The organism is Rhizobium mongolense USDA 1844, assembly GCF_000419765.1.
In the GTDB taxonomy this organism is placed as follows: Bacteria; Pseudomonadota; Alphaproteobacteria; order Rhizobiales; family Rhizobiaceae; genus Rhizobium; species Rhizobium mongolense.
In genome coordinates this window covers 106,710-124,403 of the sequence record NZ_ATTQ01000001.1, presented here as the reverse complement: position 1 = coordinate 124,403, position 17,694 = coordinate 106,710, and the positions used below count along the sequence as shown (strand labels likewise).

The window sequence follows — 17,694 nt, the reverse complement described above, 5'->3', positions numbered from 1 at the left end:
GAGGACGGCACCGCCAATTTGAGCGAGAGCAGGTATCGTCGATGTGTCCGCGGGGCTGCGGGTTTGTAACGCCATGTAGAGGAACAAAGGGCTTTCATGTCGAGGGACTGCAGCGCCATTCTTCATGACGGCAACGGCGCGCCGGCCCGCTCCCGGACTATGTATTTGGCGGACCAGGTAGGCCAGTCCTGCGTCGGTAGCCGAGCTGCTTGTTGGATACGAGGGTCATGGTTTTTCCTCTTGTTTGAAAAAGGGCGGCGCCTGGCACGCGCCCTTGTAGATCATCAGGTCGACGAACGCAGCGATCTCAATCGTGTCGTGAGTTCCCGGGCGAAAGCCCGACCCTCACGTGCGAAGCTCCCTGCCGGCGGCTCAGGATTTTGCTGCCGCGGCACGCATGCCGCGATACTGGACGGTCGGAAGGCCACCCCAGCCCCAATTGTCGAGGTCGACCTCCTCAATCACCACGTAGGTCGACTCAAGGGGTTTGTTCAGCACGTTGAGCAGCACCTCGCTGACGCCCTTGATAATGGCGGCCTTTTCCTCGGCGGTGACCGAATTGCGGTCAGGAGTGGTCCCCTCGCGGGTAACCTGTACGGTGACGATAGGCATTGTGGTCTCCTTTCGAGAAGTTCACCAGCGGCCGGCGTTCTGGCCGCCATCGACGTGGAGGATTTCGCCGGTCACGAAACCAGCGGTTTCGAGGTAAAGGACGGCATCGATGATGTCGCGGATTTCACCCATTCGGCCAACTGGATGCAATTCGGCGAGCGCCGAGTGCGTCTCCACCGGATGCATCGGCGTCTTGATCACGCCTGGAGATACCGCGTTGACGCGAACGCCGCTCTTCGAGAACTCCATCGCCAGAGACCGGGTCACGGCGTTCAGGCCGCCCTTGGTCAAGGAGGCGAGCGCCGAGGGCAGCCCGACCATTGGCTGATCGGCAAGGCTCGTGGTGATGCTGACGATATGGCCCGAACCCTGCTTCAGCATCTCGGCGGCTGCGCGCTGGGTAATGTGGAAGAAGCCGGCTACATTGACCCCGAGGTTGAGGTCATAGTCTTCCTGGGTCATTTCGATGAAGGGCTTGGCGAGGAAGACGCCGGCATTGTTTACCAGTGAATCGATGCGGCCAAAGCGCTCAATCCCTTCGCGCACGATCCGTTCGGCCGTCGCCGGCTGACTGATGTCGCCGGGCACGGCGTGAACATCCGGGTCCGTGCTGGGCTTGATCGAGCGGGACGTGGCGATGACACGGAAGTTCCGGTCGCGGTAGGCGCGAACCAATTCAGCGCCAATCCCTTGTGAAGCGCCGGTGATGATGACGACATTTCGTTCAGTACTCATGGACGTGGATCCTTTTCGATTGCAGCGGGCGCTTTATCTGCGCCAGCCCTTCGCCCTCGGCGTTGGTGCAATTGATTTAGGTCCACCCGGTCTCCGGGAGAATTGCCGGCTTTTGGGTGACACCCGTCCGCAAATCGGCATAATCAGGAGAGTATACCTGCCTGGGCTGCCAAGCGTGCAAATTCCGAGCGCAGACGCGGTATGGCGAAATCGACAAAGGCGCGGACCTTCGGCACGGACATGCGACCCTGTGGTGCGAGGAGGTGAACCGGCAGCGGCGGGTGCTCGGCATCTGCGAGCACGATCGTCAGCCGACCGTCCCTCACATATTCCGCGACATGATACGAATAGAGCCTCGTCAAACCGCGCCCCGCAGCGGCCGAAGCGGCTGCAGCCCGCACGCTGTTGACAATGCACCGCGGCGTGAATTGGACTGTTCGGGGAATGGATGAGCCCTGTGCCGGCGTGAAGCTCCACGAGTCGAGACCGAAATTGGTAAACGCGACGATTTGGTGCTTCGTGAGATCTGCGGGTTCTTCGACGCGGGGATGAGTGGCAAGATAGCGAGGGGATGCAACGACTACGCGCCGCACATCGCCGCCGAGCCGGGTGGAGATGTGCGATGAGTCGGCGAGATGGCCGATGCGCAAGGCAATGTCGACACCTTCGTCCACCAGATTGACGAACCGATCCAGCAGGAGAAGCCGAACTGAAACGGCCGGGTGTAGGTCAAGGAAATCGTCCAGAATGGGACGCACGACTTCTTCCCCGACGATTGGCGGCGCCGAAATCGTCAGCATCCCACGAGGGGCGGAACGCTCACCGCCGGCGAGCATGTCAGCCTCCTCGAGATCGACGAGGACCCGCCGGCAGGCTGCGGCATAACGCTGACCGGCGTCGCTCAGCTTGAGGGTGCGGGTCGTTCGATGCAGCAGTTCAACGCCGACATGGGCTTCCAGGAAGCTCAGCGCCCGGCTGACCGCAGTCGGCGATCGCTTTAGCCGCCGGGCGGCACCTGCCAGACTGCCTTCGTCGATCGCGGTGACGAACACTTTCATTGCATCGATACGGTCCATTTTTATTCTGCCGATCTTCGGGATAGTGAAGGCCAATCAGCAAGTGTTCACCCGGAAATAGCAGGAAGTAAACATATGAGCAGACGGGCCGGTCTGCACCCGTTCACCCGCAATTAAACGCATGCCAAAGCATCAATACAAAAACCCCGCCAAATTTTGACGGGGTTTGTCAGCAGGTTGAGCCGGGCCAAACGCCGAGTTTTTTCTCCCACTGCAGAGGTATAAACGTTGCCGTCCGCACCTCGCGCTGCAGGAGCTTCTCCATCCCGAACCGCTCTGGGAGCTACGCTCTTTCTGCACACCAAAAATCTCGGAGGACCAGCTCGCCAATCACGTTTTGTAGTTCCGTCGCAAACTTTGGGCGGCCAGGGCGCTCGCGGGCGAATACCTCCCTCACATCTATGATGTGGTCCCGCCTATTAATCGCACTTGTCTTGCTGAGCCTGCGCAGCAGCGGTTTTATCGCCATGTTGCTGTGCCACCACGTCCTGTTGAGACGTCGCAAGATCGGGGCTCTTCGCTAACGGCAATGTTCCACCCTCTTTCTGAGGTGCATTGGCGCCAGCCTTGTTCATTTGCGCTTGCGTGGTTTCACTGCCTTCCATTGGAGCATGAGTACCATCTTTGGCGATGCCGCTACGGCCCTCCGTCTTTGTGGACCCGGTAATGTCCACGCAGTCGGCAAAGCTCGGTTGGGATGTCAAAGCTGCCATGCCAATGGCAATCAGTGCCAACGACGTGAGTTTCATGACACTTCCTCCTATTGTTGTTATTGATTAACCCTAACGAGGCAGCACACTCGAGGTTCCCACGTATCCTCCCTGACTGATGGGAGATCGCGCGGCAAGGCCTGAAAAGTCCTGATCATAGCGCGCCGTGCGGATCAATGGTGATCAGCAGGTGGTCCGAAGGGCCGGCCGCGGCTGACCGCGAAGTCGGATATTCCCCAATCTTCGGCATCATGGGCCTCTACCCGGCAAGCGGTGCGCATCGGCTTGGCGAGGAATGATATCCAGCCAGAAGGAGCGGCTACCTGGGAGGCCAGTCGTCATGGGCCCGCCTCCAAAGAAAGGAAGAGGCGAGCCCTTGGCCGCACATGCTGCAGGAGATGTTGCCTTCCAATCTGCAGCATTTAACGCGGTCGGTGGCTTCAACTACCAGAGCGATAAAAAAGTTCCTCTACATGCAGGTGCAACGGAGGGAGCGCCCTTCAAAACAACCGAACAACGCGGCAAAATTGCCGCGGACGCTGGCCATTGACCCTTGCCCCCCGGATTTCCCGGCATCATTGCGACAAACCTCGCCGTGTTAATTCACGGCCGGCACGTCTTCCTTCCGAAGGTCGTCGATGGCATCTATCGCTTCCTCGGCGGACCAACCTGCACGGAGTGCTGCGGCAACCATGCGTACTTCGGCCTCCTGCTGAAGTTTCAGATAAAGCCCTTCGAGCGCCTCTCTTGCTGTGACGACATGTTCATCGTGGAGCGGAATGGCTGGAATTCTATCTGGCTGAGGCATTTTCATCTCCCCTGTTAACGATGTTTTTTCTCGGGGTGGCGCCGTTCGAGCTGCGCGAAGGCTTTTGGTCTTCGCGACATGAAGGCGGTATTCTTCGTCGATGATATTCTTCGCGGTCGGCGTCGTGCGCTCGGCACGGTCCATGCGTTCTTGCTGGAGCACTTTCCATCCTCTCGATCTTGATGCGCCCGGACTGCAGCTAGAGTGTGCGCTAGATGCGTCAACCCCGAGTGTCAGCGCGGGAACGACCCAGTGCGGCTCTGGAGGTATGCAGCTACCCAACTTGTCGGGCCCAAATCAACAAACCGACAGTGAGCCGCATTGCAGCCCATCCGTTGCCGGGTCATGAACATTGACCGCCTGCAAAGGAACACTGCCGACATATTCATGCGTACCCGCGAGAGAAACGACGTCGATGCGCAGAGGAACCGCAACGCTTCCCGGCCGTTAATGGGAACGATCAGCGCGGAGGTAGCAAATGGCGTCCAGGTTCTTTTCCAAGTTCGCAACAGGAGTGGCCGACCTTTCCGGCCGACCGGGGACCTTCATTCTTGCGGTATCTTTGGTTCTGATTTGGGCGATATCCGGCCCGTTCTTCAACTTCTCGGAGACGTGGCAGCTCGTCATCAACACATCCACCACCATAATCACTTTCCTGATGGTCTTCGTCTTGCAGAACTCGCAAAATCGCGACGGGAAAGCTCTTCAGGCGAAGCTCGATGAACTCATCTTGACATCCCAGGCGCAGAATAAGTTCGTCGGAATTGAAAAACTTGGCGAGAACGAGCTTCGAGCAATGAGCAAGATGCTGGCGGAAAAAGCCGAGTGCGTCGATCAAAAGGCGGAGGAGAAGACGGCGGTTCAGCAGGACGCTCCGGGCGTCGCCTGACCAGCCTGGTGAGGAAAGCGCTGATCCCCACCGCAGCCTGTCGGATCACTCCGCGCGTATCGTCGGAAGCAGGCTTGCCCTGATGGCCGTTGCCGCAGTGATCGCAGTCTGGGTCATTTTCGGTCTGGCGACGGGTCCAGCCAAGGAATGGCTCATGGCCACAACTATGCTGGCAACACTGGCAACCTGCCTCATCCTCGTTCTTCTCCAGCATTCCCAGAACCGGGACATGCGGGCGCTTCAGGCAAAACTCGATGGCCCCATCAGGTCGAGTGGCGCGCGAAACCTCATGATTGGTGTGGAACGGCTGGAGAGGGACGAGGACATCCCGGTTGTGGGAGGGTGATCCTGGTTGCGGCCCGCAGGCGAACCAGACCAGGACGACGACGGCCGCTGCGAGCAAAGTACTCTGCAAGCTACCATCTCTCCTGCGTTTCCTCTTCTGGCAAACCGGGTCCGCATTCCGCCCACCGCAGGCGGCTTTCGACGCCATAGTGCCCCGCCGGTCGAATCCCCTCGGGATGATCGAGAGACCCGGCGGTAAGCCGTATCAATTCGTCCCCGTCGTACCGGAGAAACAGCGACGTCCCGCGGTCGGCACACAATCCACGCGTTGGAATCGGCGAAGACCTGTAGAGGGACGGCTTTCCGGTCGGCCAAACCAAACCCGAAAGCCTCGCCTGGACAAGAACCGCGAACGGGCCACCCGTTGGCCGCTTGCACATGTCGCAATGGCAATAGCCTGAATGGGGCGGACCGCCCTGGGACTCATACCGGCATCCTCCACAGAGGCATCCGCCCGTCCATTTTTCTTGGTCGCTCGTAATTTGCGAACTGCGATCAGCAAAGTTTGTTCCAGTGTTGGTTTCGAGGCCATGTGGCCGATGTTAACGTTCATGCCCCCGGCGGGTTTGCAGCGATCGACTGATACAACAGGGCCACGAACTTCGCCCGGTGCGGACAGGACTAGCGAAGGTCGGTCGTTAGGCCTCCGGAACATTGAACAGGCGTCAGCGTTAAGTCTCTGCAATAACTTCAAAACCTCAAGATCGGAGGCAACGCCATGGGTCGCGGTATTCTTCTTTGGCTTCTAGGCATTCCACTGCCAATCGTCATTCTCCTTGTTCTCTTCATGCGATAGGAGGTGTCCATGTCCATGTCCATGACAGGTCCAGACGTCGCGGCCACTCCTGTCGAATCGTCCAAGTCCGCGATGTCGTGGGGACCGATCCTCGGTGGTGCTTTTGCCGCCACAGGCGTTACTCTGATCCTTCTGCTTCTCGGATCTGGTGTCGGGTTGACGATGGTGTCTCCTTGGACGGGACAGAGCGCTTCGGCAGAATCCATTGGCGTGACTGCTGCGATTTGGCTTGTGGTCGTGCAGTGGTTGTCGGCAGCGTTAGGAGGCTACCTCACGGGCCGGCTCCGCACGAGATGGGCAGCTGTTCACACCGACGAGGTTTTCTTCCGGGACACCGCTCATGGTTTGATCAGTTGGGCGGTTGCCACGATTTTCGTGGTGGGTTTCCTGACGTCATCTTTGACCTCGCTTGCCGGGGCCGGCGCGCAGGCAGTCGGCCAAGCGGCGTCCAACGCAAGCCTTGCTGGCGCTGTCGCAGCAGGATCTTCACAGTCGCCGGCGACCGATCTCTCGGCGTCCTATTTCACCGATGCTCTGCTTCGACCAGACCGAAACCGCGCGCAGGCCACGACCGACCAGGGTGTAGCCACGGCTGAAGTCTCGAGAATTCTTCTTCAAGGCGCCGCTCAAGGCGGGATCCCAGATGAGGACAAAAACTATCTCGCAACGATCGTGGCATCGCACGCGGGCCTTTCGGAGGCCGATGCCAAGACGCGTGTTGACGCCATCTTAAAGCGTGTGGAGGATGCCAAGGTCGCTGCTCAAAGAGCTGCAGACGAGGCACGTGAGGCAGCGGCAACAACGGCGATGCTCGGCGCTCTTTCTCTGCTGATAGGTGCTTTCATTGCCTCTGCTGCCGCAGCACTCGGAGGCCGACAGCGGGACGAGGAAGAAGACGTAATCCTAAATCGGACGTAAGACCGACATCCGCCGCATGTCCCTAAAATGCTCTGCAGTCCCGGACCTCCGGTGGCTTTGAGGCAGAAAGTCCGGGACGAAAGCATGCGTAATAGATAGCGCCAGCGCCAGGATGACCGTGGCGCTTGCGACCTCGTCGCAAGGTGTCGTCCCGACGATGAAAACCTTGTTGCGAGCTTCGCTTGGTCCACGCGTGTTGTTATCGACCTGGCTGATGAGCGCTTTGGTATTCGTCGAGAACCGCCCGCACCGCGTCGATCAGCAACTCCTGCGGCCCAAGCGGCTTTCCGGCGTACCTCACCAAAGCGGGCAGATGCTGACGGAAGACAGGTGCGGGGATGATCCGACCGTCGAGCGCTTTCGTGAGCCGCGAGACCGCCGCCTCTGCCGCCGGGTGATTCCAGTAGTAGCGAATACGATCGGAATAGGAGTAATGACGCAGGATATGCTGCTTGGCCTGCGAACCCTGATAATGGCCTCTCCAGTGGCCTGGGTGCTCCCTCATCAGCCCGTCCATCACGGCCATGAGGTTTCGGCTCGGATAACCGGGGATGCAGTCGCTTGCGATCAGGTCGAGTCCGTAGAGTGCTTCCCGAAGTGCGAAGGTCAATTCCGGCCCGACCTTGAGGATGGCGAACCCGTCCTCGACGAGTTCGCGAAGCGCTTCCGCGCCCTGATAGTCCGTCGAATGCGCCTCGTAGACAAGCGCGGGCTCCTCGTCGAGCAGCGCGCAAAGCGTTTGTGCTCTCGCCCGGTCGTAGACAATGACGTTTTCATTGCCGAACTCGACTCCGGGCTGGACGACAAGCGCCAGCACGCGGTGGAAGGCCTTGCCGAGGCCCGCTTCGTCAAATCGCGTCCGGTGCAGCGCAATCGTCTTGCGCGCCGCCTCGACGCCCGTCGGTTCGAGCGTTGTGATTACATGATGCGCGCCGCCAGGCGGCGGCACTTCGGTTCCGATGACATAGACCGGTGGCTCACCGCCTGAAGAGGCCGCGCACCGTTCCGCCACGGCCGCCAGCCTGACCGCCCGCCCGGCTGTCGTCGCGTCGTCGAGCGCGACCGGTTCACCCGCGCAGCCCATGGACGTATCGAGATGGAGCTTGCGGAAGCCAGCCTCGACATAGGCGGCGATCATGTCTTCTGCTTTGGTCATGGCGACCTCGGCAGCTTCTGCGCGCCATGGATTGGGGCCAAGATGATCGCCTCCGAGGATGACCTTGTTTCGCGGCAGACGCTCTTCGCCGGCGATCTGCTCTACCAGCGCCACAAAATCACGGGGCTTCAAGCCCGTGTACCCACCGAACTGGTTGACCTGGTTGCAGGTCGCCTCGATCAATACCGGACCATCGCACGCCACGGCATGTCGAAGCGCAGCGCGGATCACGATGGGATGAGCCGAGCAAACGGAAGTGATGCCGGCCATGCCGCCCGTGCGTCGGCTGCGAGCCAGGTTGTCGAGTACGGATGTCATGTGCTGCGCCCCGGTGTCATGGCGATGAAGGCGTCAAGTTCGGCGCGGGTGCCGGCCCCCTCCATCGGCCCCTTGGCCGTGACATTGCGGGCGCCGGCCGCATTGGCATAGGTGAGCGCCTGTTCGATCGGCATACCGAGCCGGCGGCACGCGACATAGGCGCCTCCGAAGCAGTCTCCGGCGCCTGTCGGATCGATTTCTTCGACTGCGAAGGCCGGGCAGTCGATGCGTCTGCCTTCCCGTGTGAAGACGGTCGAGCCATTCGCGCCGCGCTTGAGTGCCACTTCGCTGGCGTTGCGGGCGAAGAGCGCATGGACCGCCTCCCTTTCGCCCTCGACGCCAGCCGCTACGAACAGCTCTTCTCCAGATGGGAGGATCAGGTCGGCGATATCGACAAGCCTTGCGAAGCGGGCGCGGGTTTCGGATTGCCCGAGCAACTCCTTGCGGACGTTCGGGTCGAAGGAGATGCTGCCGCCGCGAGCCTTGATCGCCGCAATCGCGTGTTCGATGATCTCGATCGCGCCGGGTATAGCAAAAGCGGTTCCCATGACATGCAGGTGGCCCGATCGGGCAATGAGCGCGCGCGCCGCCGCGGTAAGGTCGATCTGGGCGGCGGCGGATCTTGCTATGTTGAACACGAAATCGCGCGAACCGTCTTTCCGGTAGCGCACGAAGGCGCTGCCGGTTGGAAACTCTGGGCTGGTCGAAATAGCCGAGACGTCGGCGCCGTCTGCGCGCAGCCGTGCGACATTGACGCGGCCGAAGTCGTCTTCGCCCACGCAGGCGATGATGCCGGCCGAACCGCCTAATCTGGCGCATTGATCGATGAAGATTGCCGGAGCCCCGCTGGGGTAAGGGCCGATGAGAGTGATCGGCTCGAGAAAGCCCGTGCCGCGATCCGTTGCCATGATCTCGACGAGGATCTCGCCGATCGTTATCGTTGGTCCAAGGGCATCAGGGGCTAAGCCGGTCGGTGTCATGCAGCATCCTCGGCAGGGCGCGCGCTGTCGGTCAGGAGATAGCGCTGGTGAAGCATGCAGGCAGCGCCGAAGGCCGGCCCCACCGTCTCATCGTCATTTGTTTCGATCAAGGGCAGAGGAAAGCTCTCCTCCTGCATAGAGCGGATGTGATGCAGGACGCGCGCGGCCATCAGCGGATAGAGCGCAGCGACCGAACCGCCGAGGACGATCCTGTCGGCATCGATGATCCTGCAGGCCTGAATCAGGCCGTAAGCCAGCGCACGCGCCCAGTCTTCTGCTATGGCGACGGCGCCGGGAACGCGGTCGCGCACATCGGCCAGAAAAGTCGCGAAGTTCGGTTGCGGCTGCGTCGAGACGGAACGATAGATGCTCAAGATGCACTCCAGACCGAGGACGCTCTCAAGGCTGCGGCCGGGCGCATCGGCACCATCGACGCGCAGATGCCCGATTTCGCCGGCAAGTCCCCGCGCGCCGCGAAGCACGGTTCCGTCGACGACGATGCCGCCGCCCACGCCGCTTTCCATGACGAGATAGAGCGTGACCCCCGAATGGATCTCCCGAGCACCGTAGCTCGCGCCGGTCGCGAAGGCGTTTGCGTCATTCTCCACCATGACCGGCATTTGTGCCGGCACGGCGGCTCGCACGAGATCGGCAAGCTGTATGTTCTGCCAGCCGAGCAGGGGGGCGGTGTTGATCAACCCCTTTCGGTCCATTTGCGCCGGCACGGCGACGCCGAGCCCCTCGCAGCGGCCGCGGTGTTCGGCCGGCAATGTGTCGAAGGCGATCGCGATCGCGCGCGAAACCGCAGTCTCGACATCGACGGATGGGCCGTCGAAGGGCTCCATGCGGTTGTTGACGATGCGGCAGGCGAGATCGACCTCAACCACCGTGATATGTTCGACGCCGATCTCGATGCCGAGAAAAAAGGCGGCTTCGGGCAAAAGTTCGAGCATGATGCCCGGCCGCCCCGCGTGGGTCGTCTGTGCCTGCTCGGCGGTTCCCACCTCGCGGACGAGGCCATCGGCGGTTAGTCCGGCGATGATATGGCCGGACGAGGAGCGATTGAGGCCTAAGATGCGCGCAAGCTCCGCCCGGCTCAATCGGCCGTGGCGATAGAGCGCCCGCATCGCCGCGAGTTCATTGCGCTGGCGGATCCCGCTCGGAGACGCGATTGGATCCACTTCATTCACGGGCGGTTCTCCTTGCCTTTCTTTTTTGACCACTGACACAACACGGCTGGGCCGCAAACGCCCGGCTTTTACGGACTGGGCCTTTCCCCCATCTTTCGCCGTTACGGCCGCGCAACGGTCGCGCGACGGCGTTTCGCCTCGTCCATCTTGAGGTCGATGAATTGCTTTGCATGCTGCGCGAGCGGCATGTTTTCGGTCCAGGTGTCGCGCCAGATCGCGCAGGCAAGCGACAGACCTTCATCGACGACAGCGCGCGAGAAGGATTCGAAAGTGATGTCGCGCTCGTAGTTGATGTCGAGCAATGCATCGAACATCAGGTCGAAATTGATGACGCCGTCGCCGAGATAACCGCGATTGCTTTCGCCGATATGAAAATAGCCGATCTTATCGCCCGCCAGCCGGATCGCCGCCGCCGGGTTCGCTTCCTCGATGTTCATGTGGAACGTGTCGAGGTGCAGCCGCACATGTTCGGAGCCTACCTGCTCGATGAAAGCGAGGCCCTGGGCGGTGGTGTTGAGAAGATTGGTCTCGAAACGGTTCACCACTTCGAGAACAAGGTCGATCCCTGCAGACTGGGCAAGGCCAGCCGTCTTGGCGATGGCCGCGACGCTGCTGTCCCATCCCCTTTTGGTCGGCATCCGGGAGTATTTCGCGTGAGCGGAATAAAGGATGCCACCGAGCTTGCTCCCGCCTATGTCGCGCACGGCGCGCACGGCGTCGGCCAGCATGTCTTCGCCCGCTCGCACCGCCTGCGCATCTTCGCTCGACACGTCATGGCTGACCGGAAGGCCCATGGTGACAGCAATATCGAGTTTAAGCGCCGCAGCTCGCTTGGCGAGTGCATCGAGATCGAATTTCTCCGGTCGCAGGTAGGCGAACTCAATGAGGCTGTAACCGCAGGTGGCGGATTTCTCCATTGCTTCCTCAAGCATTGACTGGGTTTGCCCGCCCGTCCACACGAAAGAATGAATACCTAACCGGCCCATGTCTCCCCCTATCAAAAAGTATGTTGCAATGCGCAACAAATAAACCCTCATTTGCGTCTGTCAAGCGGATTTCAAGATCGATGGCGGTCGAGCATTCGATGCCAGAATGAGCAAATGCAGTTTTTCGGCATGCAAATGCTGCAATTATGGACGGGGTGTGCGCGGAACTTGGGGCCAATGGAGATTGGTGTTGACAGCTTTCTCAAATGAACTAATTTGTTTTTTCAGGCAACATATAAGGCGAAAACCGCGCCAACGGAAGGCGGACGTGCAGGGTGAACCAATGGCTCGCTTGCTCTTGAGCTGCGACTGGCCAAGGGAGCCGCTCTTTTGGCGTGCATGCCGACATAGCCGCCTGGGGAGCCACGGCTTGCCTGTCGGGAGGAGGTTATTTCCATGAAAGCCGATTTGCGGATCGTACCCGATTTCGAGATGATCATCTGCCCGCCGGCAGAATCCTTTCGCTGGAGCACGCATGACTACCCCTATTTCCGAGCGAAGTGGCACTATCATCCTGAATACGAACTGCATCTCACCCGCACGACTTCGGGTGTCATGATGGTGGGCGACTATATCGGCGAATTCGAGCCTGGCTGCCTGGTGCTGACTGGTCCGAACGTGCCGCACAATTGGGTCAGCGATATCGAGCCCGGCAAGCTGATCCGCAATCGCGACGTGCTGATCCAATTCACCCCCGAATGGGCCGATCGCGTCGCTTCATTTTGTCCCGAGCTCGGCACGATAAAGCCGCTTTATGAGGATGCGGTCTACGGCGTGCAATTCTTGGGCGCCACGGCGCTTGAAGGCCGGCGGCTGCTTGCGCAGATGGGCTCCGCCCACGGCGCCGAGCGCGTCGTGCTCTTCCTGCAGCTGATGATCGTGCTGGCACGCAATCCCGGCGAACGGCGCAGGCTGTCGCGGCTCGCGCCGGCCTCTTCGCAGATGGAACTGCCCCATGAGCTGGACGTCGCCATGCACTATGTGCTGGAGCACTACAGCGACGACATCGATCTGGCCTCGGTCGCAAAGGTCTGCGGTCTCGAGCCGCAAGCCTTCTCGCGCTTTTTCAAGCGCCAGACCGGTCATACCTTCGCGCGCTACGTCATCCTTGCGCGCATCTATGCCGCCTGCTCGTTGCTCACCCAGACCTATCGTCCGATTACCGAGATTTGTTTTGAGGTCGGGTTCAACAACATTGCCAATTTCAACAGGCAGTTCTTCAAGATCTGCGGGCGCACGCCCTCGGATTACCGGCGCAACGCACACAAGATCGGAACGCAAGCGCGAAGCGATCCCTTCCGGGAAATCCGTGCCTATTCGGCGGCCATGGCAGTCGGCGAAAAAGTATAGGTCGCGAGCAAACCACGCGTGGCGGAGCAAAAGACCGCGCACTAAGCTCTTCTTGCGCCAATAGGAACGAAACCGGGAAAGCAGCCAGGTCGCGATCCTATGAAGGCGAACCTTATCTGGAAGCCGGGAGGAGCCGTGCTGCCGGAAACCTGGGAGGAGCCGACCCCAGTCGGTCGTGGGAACGTACTTGCCGGCCAGCGCCTGCAAGTGGTGCAAAGGCACAAAGGAGGAGGAATTATGATCAGGAAAAGTGGAATTGGAATCGCCGCGCTTGCGATCGGTGTTCTTGCGAGCGTAATCCCCGCAAGGGCCGATTTCTGGTCGGATGCCGGCGCGAAATACAAGGGTGTCGTCCTGCACGGCGTGACCGAAAGCACGCCGCCGTCCAACTACATCAAGGACGTGCTTGCGCCCGAATTCGAAAAAAAGACCGGCATCAAGGTCCAGATCGAGACCACCTCCTGGGACCAGATGTACGACAAGGCCATCAAGGACATGGAAGCCAAGACCGGCATCTACGATATGGTCTATATCGAGCAGGACATCATCTACGCCTATCTGGCGCGCAGCTTCCTGATCGACATTTCGAAATCGCTGAAGGACGATCCGTCGCTGAAGGCGCCCGAATTCGACGAAACCCATTTCACGACATTTGCCAACTACTTCAAGAACGCCGACGGCGATCTCTTCGGTATTCCGATGGAAGCCTTCATCAAGATCTATCTCTATCGCACCGACCTCTTCAATGATCCAAAAATCAAGGAAGCTTTCAAGAAGGAGACCGGCAAGGATCTGGCTCCGGCCAAGACCCATGAGGAATATACGCAGATTGCTGAGTTCTTCACCAAGTACGGCAAGGACAACGGGATGGAGCTCTGGGGAACGACGGCCCAGGCGCACACCGGTCATCCGGCCTCCTGGTACGAATTCTTCGAGTCGATCGCTCCGACATTCGGCGTCTACAACTGGGGTATCGATGCCAAAAACAACTATGCCGCCTCCGTCGCGAATGGCGGCCAGATGAACAGCGACAAGGCCAAGGCCGCCATCAAATACTGGTTGCATCTGCGGGACATCGCTCCGCCTGAATCTGCTGCTTCAACCTGGACGGAAGTCGGGACGACATTCGCCGCCGGCCGCGTCGCACAGGGCCTGGTTTATGGCGAGAACGCCGCCTGGATCGCGTCGGATGCAGAAAAGTCCAAGGTCGTCGGTAATGTCGGCGTCGCGCTTCCGCCCACCGAACCCGATGTCCTCAAGGAGGTCGAGGGCGGCAAAGGCTATCTCGGCTACTATGACGGCGGTGCCTTCGGCTTGCCGGTGACTTCGAAGAACAAGGAAGCGACCTTGCTCTTCCTGCAGTTCATCGGCCAGGACTCGGTCCAGCCCGACTGGGCGATTGCCGCGCCTCGCATCACCAATACGGCGACCTATGACGATCCCAAGGTCCTCGACATGGATAAGAAGCTGAATGGCTACTACACCATGCTCAAGGACCAGGGAAAGCTCTTCGCCGGCGCGCCGCCTTTCCCCTTCCATGCGCAGGTGCGTGAAGCCACGGCGCCGATCTTCTACAAGATCCTCCTAGGCGAAGTAGGTCCGGACGAAGGCCTCGACCAGATGGCGGCGGCGGCCGAAGCAGAGCTGAAGAATCTCGGCTATCGCAAATAACACCGACAAGAGCCTGCGTCCGGGTGGCCTCTCCCAGGACCGCCACCCGGGCGCAGTTGCCGGTTAGTGCAGGCTGTTGATCTGCACGGATATCTTTCGGGAGCACGAATTCATGCGTTCAAATACTGTCGGCTGGCTGATGCTCGCCCCGACGATCGCGATCCTCGGCATCTTCGGCATCATCCCTTTCATATACGTGCTTTACGTGGCATTCCACCAGTGGAACCCGTTCGGCGCCAGCCCCGACATGATCTACAACGGCGCCAACAATTTCCGCCGCCTTGTCTTCGACGCCGAATTCCTGACCTCCATCGCCTTTACCATGAAATTCGCATTCTTCGCGGTGCTGAGCGAGATCGCGTTGGGCTATCTCCTCGCCCAGCTCTTCATGAAGGAATTTCCCGGACGTGGCTTCTTCCGCACGATCCACACACTGCCCCTGATCGTCGCGCCCATCGTCGTCGGCTCGGTCTGGCGCCTGATGACGACGCCCAGCATCGGCATCATCCCCTATCTCTTGAGAAACTGGTTCGGCTACGATCTCAACATCGGACGCGACGCCACCACCGCTTTCACCCTGACCGTCATTATGGACATCTGGCACTGGACGCCGCTGGTGACGCTGACACTGCTTGCCGCACTGCTCGCCCTGCCGAAAGAGCCGTTCGAACAGGCGCAGATCGATGGCGCCAACCGCCGCCAGATCTTCTGGCACGTCACACTGCCGATGATCCGACCGGCGATTCTCGCAACGGTCTTTATCCGCCTGATGGATGCGCTGCGCACCGTCGACGAAGTCTGGATGCTGACCTCGGGCGGGCCCGGCGCCGCAACCCGTTATGTCGGGCTGCACATCTGGAAGATCGTCTTCCCAAAGACCGACTACGGCTATGGCGCCGCGATCTCGGTGATCGTCCTCTACCTCACCCTGGTGATGTGCTGGCTGCTCTATGTCGCCCTCGTGGCTCGACGCGAACGGAAGAGGACATTCTGATGCAGGGCCGCAATCCCCTTCTTTACATGGCGCTTTGGCTGTTGTTGAGCCTGCTGACGCTTTTCCCGATCTATTGGCTTTTCGTCATCTCGGTGAAGCCGGCGGTCGATCTCTTCACGACGCCGAGCCTGTTTCTCGACGCGATCTACTGGAAAAATTACGTCAACGTCTTGGGCAATGAGACGCTGCGCGGCTACATGCTCAATTCGATGATCATATCCAGCGGCAACGCCGTTCTGGTCACGGTGCTGGCCTTCATGGCTTGCTATGCGCTCTCGCGCTTCGACCTCGCCGGCAAGGAGAACATCTTCTTCTGGACGATCACCAACCGCATGGCGCCGGCGGCGGTGTTTCTTTTGCCGTTCTTCCTGCTCTTCACCCAGATCATCACGTTCGGCGACTGGAAGCTTTACGACACCAAGATCGGCATGATCCTGCTCTATTGCACGTTCAACCTGCCTTTCGCGATCTGGACGCTGAGGCCGACCATCGACGGAATTCCCAAGGAACTCGATGAGGCCGCGACCGTCGATGGTGCCTCGACATGGCAGGTTATCCACGAAGTCATCTTCCCGCTTGCACGGCCGGGCCTTGCCGTCACGCTGATCCTCACCTGGGTGTTCGCCTGGAACGAGTTCCTGCTCGCCGCGACCCTGACCAGCTTCAACGCGCGCACCATCACCACAGGCCTTTCGGAATATGTGACGACAACGGGAACCGAATGGGGGGCGATGGCGGCGATCGCCGTGATCACGCTCATCCCCGCGCTCGTGATATTCGCAGTGGTCCAGCGGCATATCGTGGCGGGTCTCACCTTCGGCGCAGTCAAGGAGTAGAGCGATGCAAGAGCCATTCGACCCCGGGCAGATCGATGCCGAACCGGAAGTGGCGGGCCGCAAGTCCGAGCGGACAGGCTTCCTGCCGATCACCACCAACTGGTTCGACCGCGTCTTCGTCGGCATCTACCTGTTCGTTGCGCTCGAACTCTTCTGGATGCGATTCCTCGAACAATCGATTCCGCTGACCGTTTGCCACGTCCTGGCCATCGCGCTCGGGGTCCTGATCGTATGGCGCGGCTGATGCTTCTTGAGACAATAGGACAGAGACAATGAAAGCGCTGGTACTGGAAGAGAAGATGAAGCTGTCGCTGCGCGATTTCCCGATCGAGCGTGACGAGGTGCTCGGCCCACGCGACGTGCGCATCAAGCTCCACACCGTGGGCATCTGCGGCTCCGACGTGCATTACTATACACATGGCGGCACCGGCGTATTCCAGGTGAAAGCGCCGATGATCCTCGGCCACGAGGCGTCCGGCACCGTGATCGAGACCGGTGCCGAGGTCACGTCGCTCAAGGTGGGCGATCGGGTCTGCATGGAGCCGGGCATTCCCGATCCCAATAGCCGCGCGACGCGCCTGGGCCTCTACAATATTGATCCGGCAGTCCGCTTCTGGGCGACGCCGCCCATCCATGGCGTACTGAGGCCGACGGTCGTCCACCCGGCGGACTTCTCCTACAAACTTCCCGCCAACGTGTCCTTCGCCGAAGCCGCGATGGTCGAACCGCTGGCAGTGGGAGTACATGCCGCCACCAAGGCGCAGGTCAGGCCGGGCGACATAGCGTTGGTGATCGGCGCTGGTCCGATCGGCCTGGTGACAGCGCTGTCGGCTGTCGCGGCCGGCTGCGCGCGGGTGTTCGTGAGCGACATCGATGACGCCAAGCTGGAGCTTGCCGCCAAGCTCGGTCCAATCTCACCCGTCAACGTTGCGCGGCAGGAACTGGCCAGGGAAATCCTCGCCGCCACCGGCGGCTGGGGTGTGGAGATCGTTTTCGAGTGCTCGGGCCATCCCGGAGGCGCCGAGGGCGTATTTGACCCGCTGGCACCCGGCGGTCGTGTGGTCTTCATCGGTTCGCAGGTCCATCCGATCCACTACGATGTCGGCAAGGCCATGGTGCGGGAGGCGCGCGTGGAGCATGTCTTCCGCTATGCCCATGTCTTTCCGCGCTGCGTGGCGATGCTGTCATCGGGCGCGATCGACGTGAAACCGCTCATCACGCGCACATTCGATTTCGACGAAAGCGTTCGGGCTTTCGAGATCGCGGCTTCCGCTGCGAAGGGCGAAGTCAAGATGCAGATCGCACTGCCGCAATAGAGGAACTC

20 protein-coding genes are annotated in these 17,694 nt (G+C 60.3%); 10 read left to right on the top strand and 10 right to left on the bottom strand.

The genetic code is table 11. From position 1 onward, the window contains the following. Nucleotides 1-372: 372 nt before the first annotated feature. From A3C3_RS0100705 to A3C3_RS0100690, 4 genes are all read right to left on the bottom strand, one after another. Nucleotides 373-612, bottom strand: coding sequence for a tautomerase family protein (locus tag A3C3_RS0100705; protein ID WP_022712703.1), 240 nt, complete (start codon nucleotides 610-612; stop codon nucleotides 373-375). 21 nt (nucleotides 613-633) lie between these two features. After that, on the bottom strand, nucleotides 634-1,347 hold the full coding sequence (locus A3C3_RS0100700; RefSeq protein ID WP_022712702.1) for an SDR family NAD(P)-dependent oxidoreductase: 714 nt from the start codon (nucleotides 1,345-1,347) through the stop codon (nucleotides 634-636). Nucleotides 1,348-1,490: 143 nt separating this feature from the next. Then, on the bottom strand, nucleotides 1,491-2,423 hold the full coding sequence (locus A3C3_RS0100695; RefSeq protein WP_022712701.1) for a LysR family transcriptional regulator: 933 nt from the start codon (nucleotides 2,421-2,423) through the stop codon (nucleotides 1,491-1,493). Between the two features lie 419 nt (nucleotides 2,424-2,842). Further along, nucleotides 2,843-3,172, bottom strand: coding sequence for a hypothetical protein (locus A3C3_RS0100690; RefSeq protein WP_022712700.1), 330 nt, complete (start codon nucleotides 3,170-3,172; stop codon nucleotides 2,843-2,845). A 337-nt stretch (nucleotides 3,173-3,509) separates the two neighbouring features. Between A3C3_RS0100690 and A3C3_RS44915 the strand changes: the two genes are divergently transcribed. After that, nucleotides 3,510-3,683: a hypothetical protein gene (locus A3C3_RS44915; RefSeq protein ID WP_022712698.1), complete on the top strand. Its 174-nt coding sequence runs from the start codon at nucleotides 3,510-3,512 to the stop codon at nucleotides 3,681-3,683. Between the two features lie 48 nt (nucleotides 3,684-3,731). On the opposite strand, the gene A3C3_RS48370 is transcribed toward A3C3_RS44915, so the two are convergent. Continuing rightward, nucleotides 3,732-4,085 carry a hypothetical protein gene (locus A3C3_RS48370; RefSeq protein ID WP_022712697.1) on the bottom strand — a complete coding sequence of 118 codons (354 nt, stop codon included), beginning with the start codon at nucleotides 4,083-4,085 and terminating at the stop codon, nucleotides 3,732-3,734. Between the two features lie 334 nt (nucleotides 4,086-4,419). Here A3C3_RS48370 and A3C3_RS0100670 point away from each other — a divergent pair, with 334 nt between their 5' ends. Next, nucleotides 4,420-4,830 carry a low affinity iron permease family protein gene (locus tag A3C3_RS0100670; protein WP_022712696.1) on the top strand — a complete coding sequence of 137 codons (411 nt, stop codon included), beginning with the start codon at nucleotides 4,420-4,422 and terminating at the stop codon, nucleotides 4,828-4,830. Beyond that, nucleotides 4,775-5,176 carry a low affinity iron permease family protein gene (locus tag A3C3_RS0100665; RefSeq protein WP_312866122.1) on the top strand — a complete coding sequence of 134 codons (402 nt, stop codon included), beginning with the start codon at nucleotides 4,775-4,777 and terminating at the stop codon, nucleotides 5,174-5,176. The genes A3C3_RS0100670 and A3C3_RS0100665 overlap by 56 nt, the downstream gene beginning before the upstream one ends. A 70-nt stretch (nucleotides 5,177-5,246) precedes the next feature. On the opposite strand, the gene A3C3_RS42975 is transcribed toward A3C3_RS0100665, so the two are convergent. After that, nucleotides 5,247-5,657, bottom strand: a complete 411-nt coding sequence (locus A3C3_RS42975) for a GFA family protein (protein WP_267903818.1) — start codon at nucleotides 5,655-5,657, stop codon at nucleotides 5,247-5,249. Nucleotides 5,658-5,980: 323 nt separating this feature from the next. Here A3C3_RS42975 and A3C3_RS0100660 point away from each other — a divergent pair, with 323 nt between their 5' ends. Then, entirely contained in the window at nucleotides 5,981-6,889 is a 909-nt protein-coding gene (locus A3C3_RS0100660; RefSeq protein ID WP_022712694.1) for a membrane protein, read from the top strand. A gap of 199 nt (nucleotides 6,890-7,088) precedes the next feature. Here the strand turns inward: A3C3_RS0100660 and A3C3_RS0100655 are convergent, their stop codons facing one another. The 4 genes from A3C3_RS0100655 to A3C3_RS0100640 all read right to left on the bottom strand — a co-directional run bounded on the left by A3C3_RS0100655 (nucleotide 7,089) and on the right by A3C3_RS0100640 (nucleotide 11,519). Then, on the bottom strand, nucleotides 7,089-8,363 hold the full coding sequence (locus A3C3_RS0100655; RefSeq protein WP_022712693.1) for a D-tagatose-bisphosphate aldolase, class II, non-catalytic subunit: 1,275 nt from the start codon (nucleotides 8,361-8,363) through the stop codon (nucleotides 7,089-7,091). Beyond that, the gene (locus A3C3_RS0100650) at nucleotides 8,360-9,343 is read right to left on the bottom strand and encodes a tagatose kinase (protein WP_022712692.1); all 984 of its coding nucleotides are present in this window, start codon (nucleotides 9,341-9,343) and stop codon (nucleotides 8,360-8,362) included. The genes A3C3_RS0100655 and A3C3_RS0100650 overlap by 4 nt, the downstream gene beginning before the upstream one ends. Then, complete coding sequence (locus A3C3_RS0100645; RefSeq protein WP_022712691.1) at nucleotides 9,340-10,533, bottom strand: ROK family transcriptional regulator; 1,194 nt, start codon at nucleotides 10,531-10,533, stop codon at nucleotides 9,340-9,342. The genes A3C3_RS0100650 and A3C3_RS0100645 overlap by 4 nt, the downstream gene beginning before the upstream one ends. A 101-nt stretch (nucleotides 10,534-10,634) precedes the next feature. After that, nucleotides 10,635-11,519 carry a sugar phosphate isomerase/epimerase family protein gene (locus A3C3_RS0100640; protein ID WP_028739273.1) on the bottom strand — a complete coding sequence of 295 codons (885 nt, stop codon included), beginning with the start codon at nucleotides 11,517-11,519 and terminating at the stop codon, nucleotides 10,635-10,637. A gap of 396 nt (nucleotides 11,520-11,915) precedes the next feature. Here A3C3_RS0100640 and A3C3_RS0100635 point away from each other — a divergent pair, with 396 nt between their 5' ends. From A3C3_RS0100635 to A3C3_RS0100610, 6 genes are all read left to right on the top strand, one after another. After that, on the top strand, nucleotides 11,916-12,869 hold the full coding sequence (locus A3C3_RS0100635) for a helix-turn-helix domain-containing protein (protein ID WP_022712689.1): 954 nt from the start codon (nucleotides 11,916-11,918) through the stop codon (nucleotides 12,867-12,869). A 237-nt stretch (nucleotides 12,870-13,106) separates the two neighbouring features. Then, complete coding sequence (locus A3C3_RS0100630) at nucleotides 13,107-14,540, top strand: extracellular solute-binding protein (RefSeq protein ID WP_028739272.1); 1,434 nt, start codon at nucleotides 13,107-13,109, stop codon at nucleotides 14,538-14,540. A 112-nt stretch (nucleotides 14,541-14,652) separates the two neighbouring features. Continuing rightward, a complete protein-coding gene (locus tag A3C3_RS0100625) occupies nucleotides 14,653-15,534 on the top strand; it encodes a carbohydrate ABC transporter permease (RefSeq protein WP_022712687.1) in 882 nt (293 codons plus the stop codon). Then, on the top strand, nucleotides 15,534-16,370 hold the full coding sequence (locus tag A3C3_RS0100620; RefSeq protein WP_022712686.1) for a carbohydrate ABC transporter permease: 837 nt from the start codon (nucleotides 15,534-15,536) through the stop codon (nucleotides 16,368-16,370). Before A3C3_RS0100625 ends, A3C3_RS0100620 begins: the two co-directional genes overlap by 1 nt. A 4-nt stretch (nucleotides 16,371-16,374) precedes the next feature. Then, a complete protein-coding gene (locus A3C3_RS0100615; protein ID WP_022712685.1) occupies nucleotides 16,375-16,614 on the top strand; it encodes a DUF2160 family membrane protein in 240 nt (79 codons plus the stop codon). Between the two features lie 28 nt (nucleotides 16,615-16,642). After that, a complete protein-coding gene (locus A3C3_RS0100610; protein ID WP_022712684.1) occupies nucleotides 16,643-17,686 on the top strand; it encodes an NAD(P)-dependent alcohol dehydrogenase in 1,044 nt (347 codons plus the stop codon). Nucleotides 17,687-17,694 lie beyond the last annotated feature (8 nt).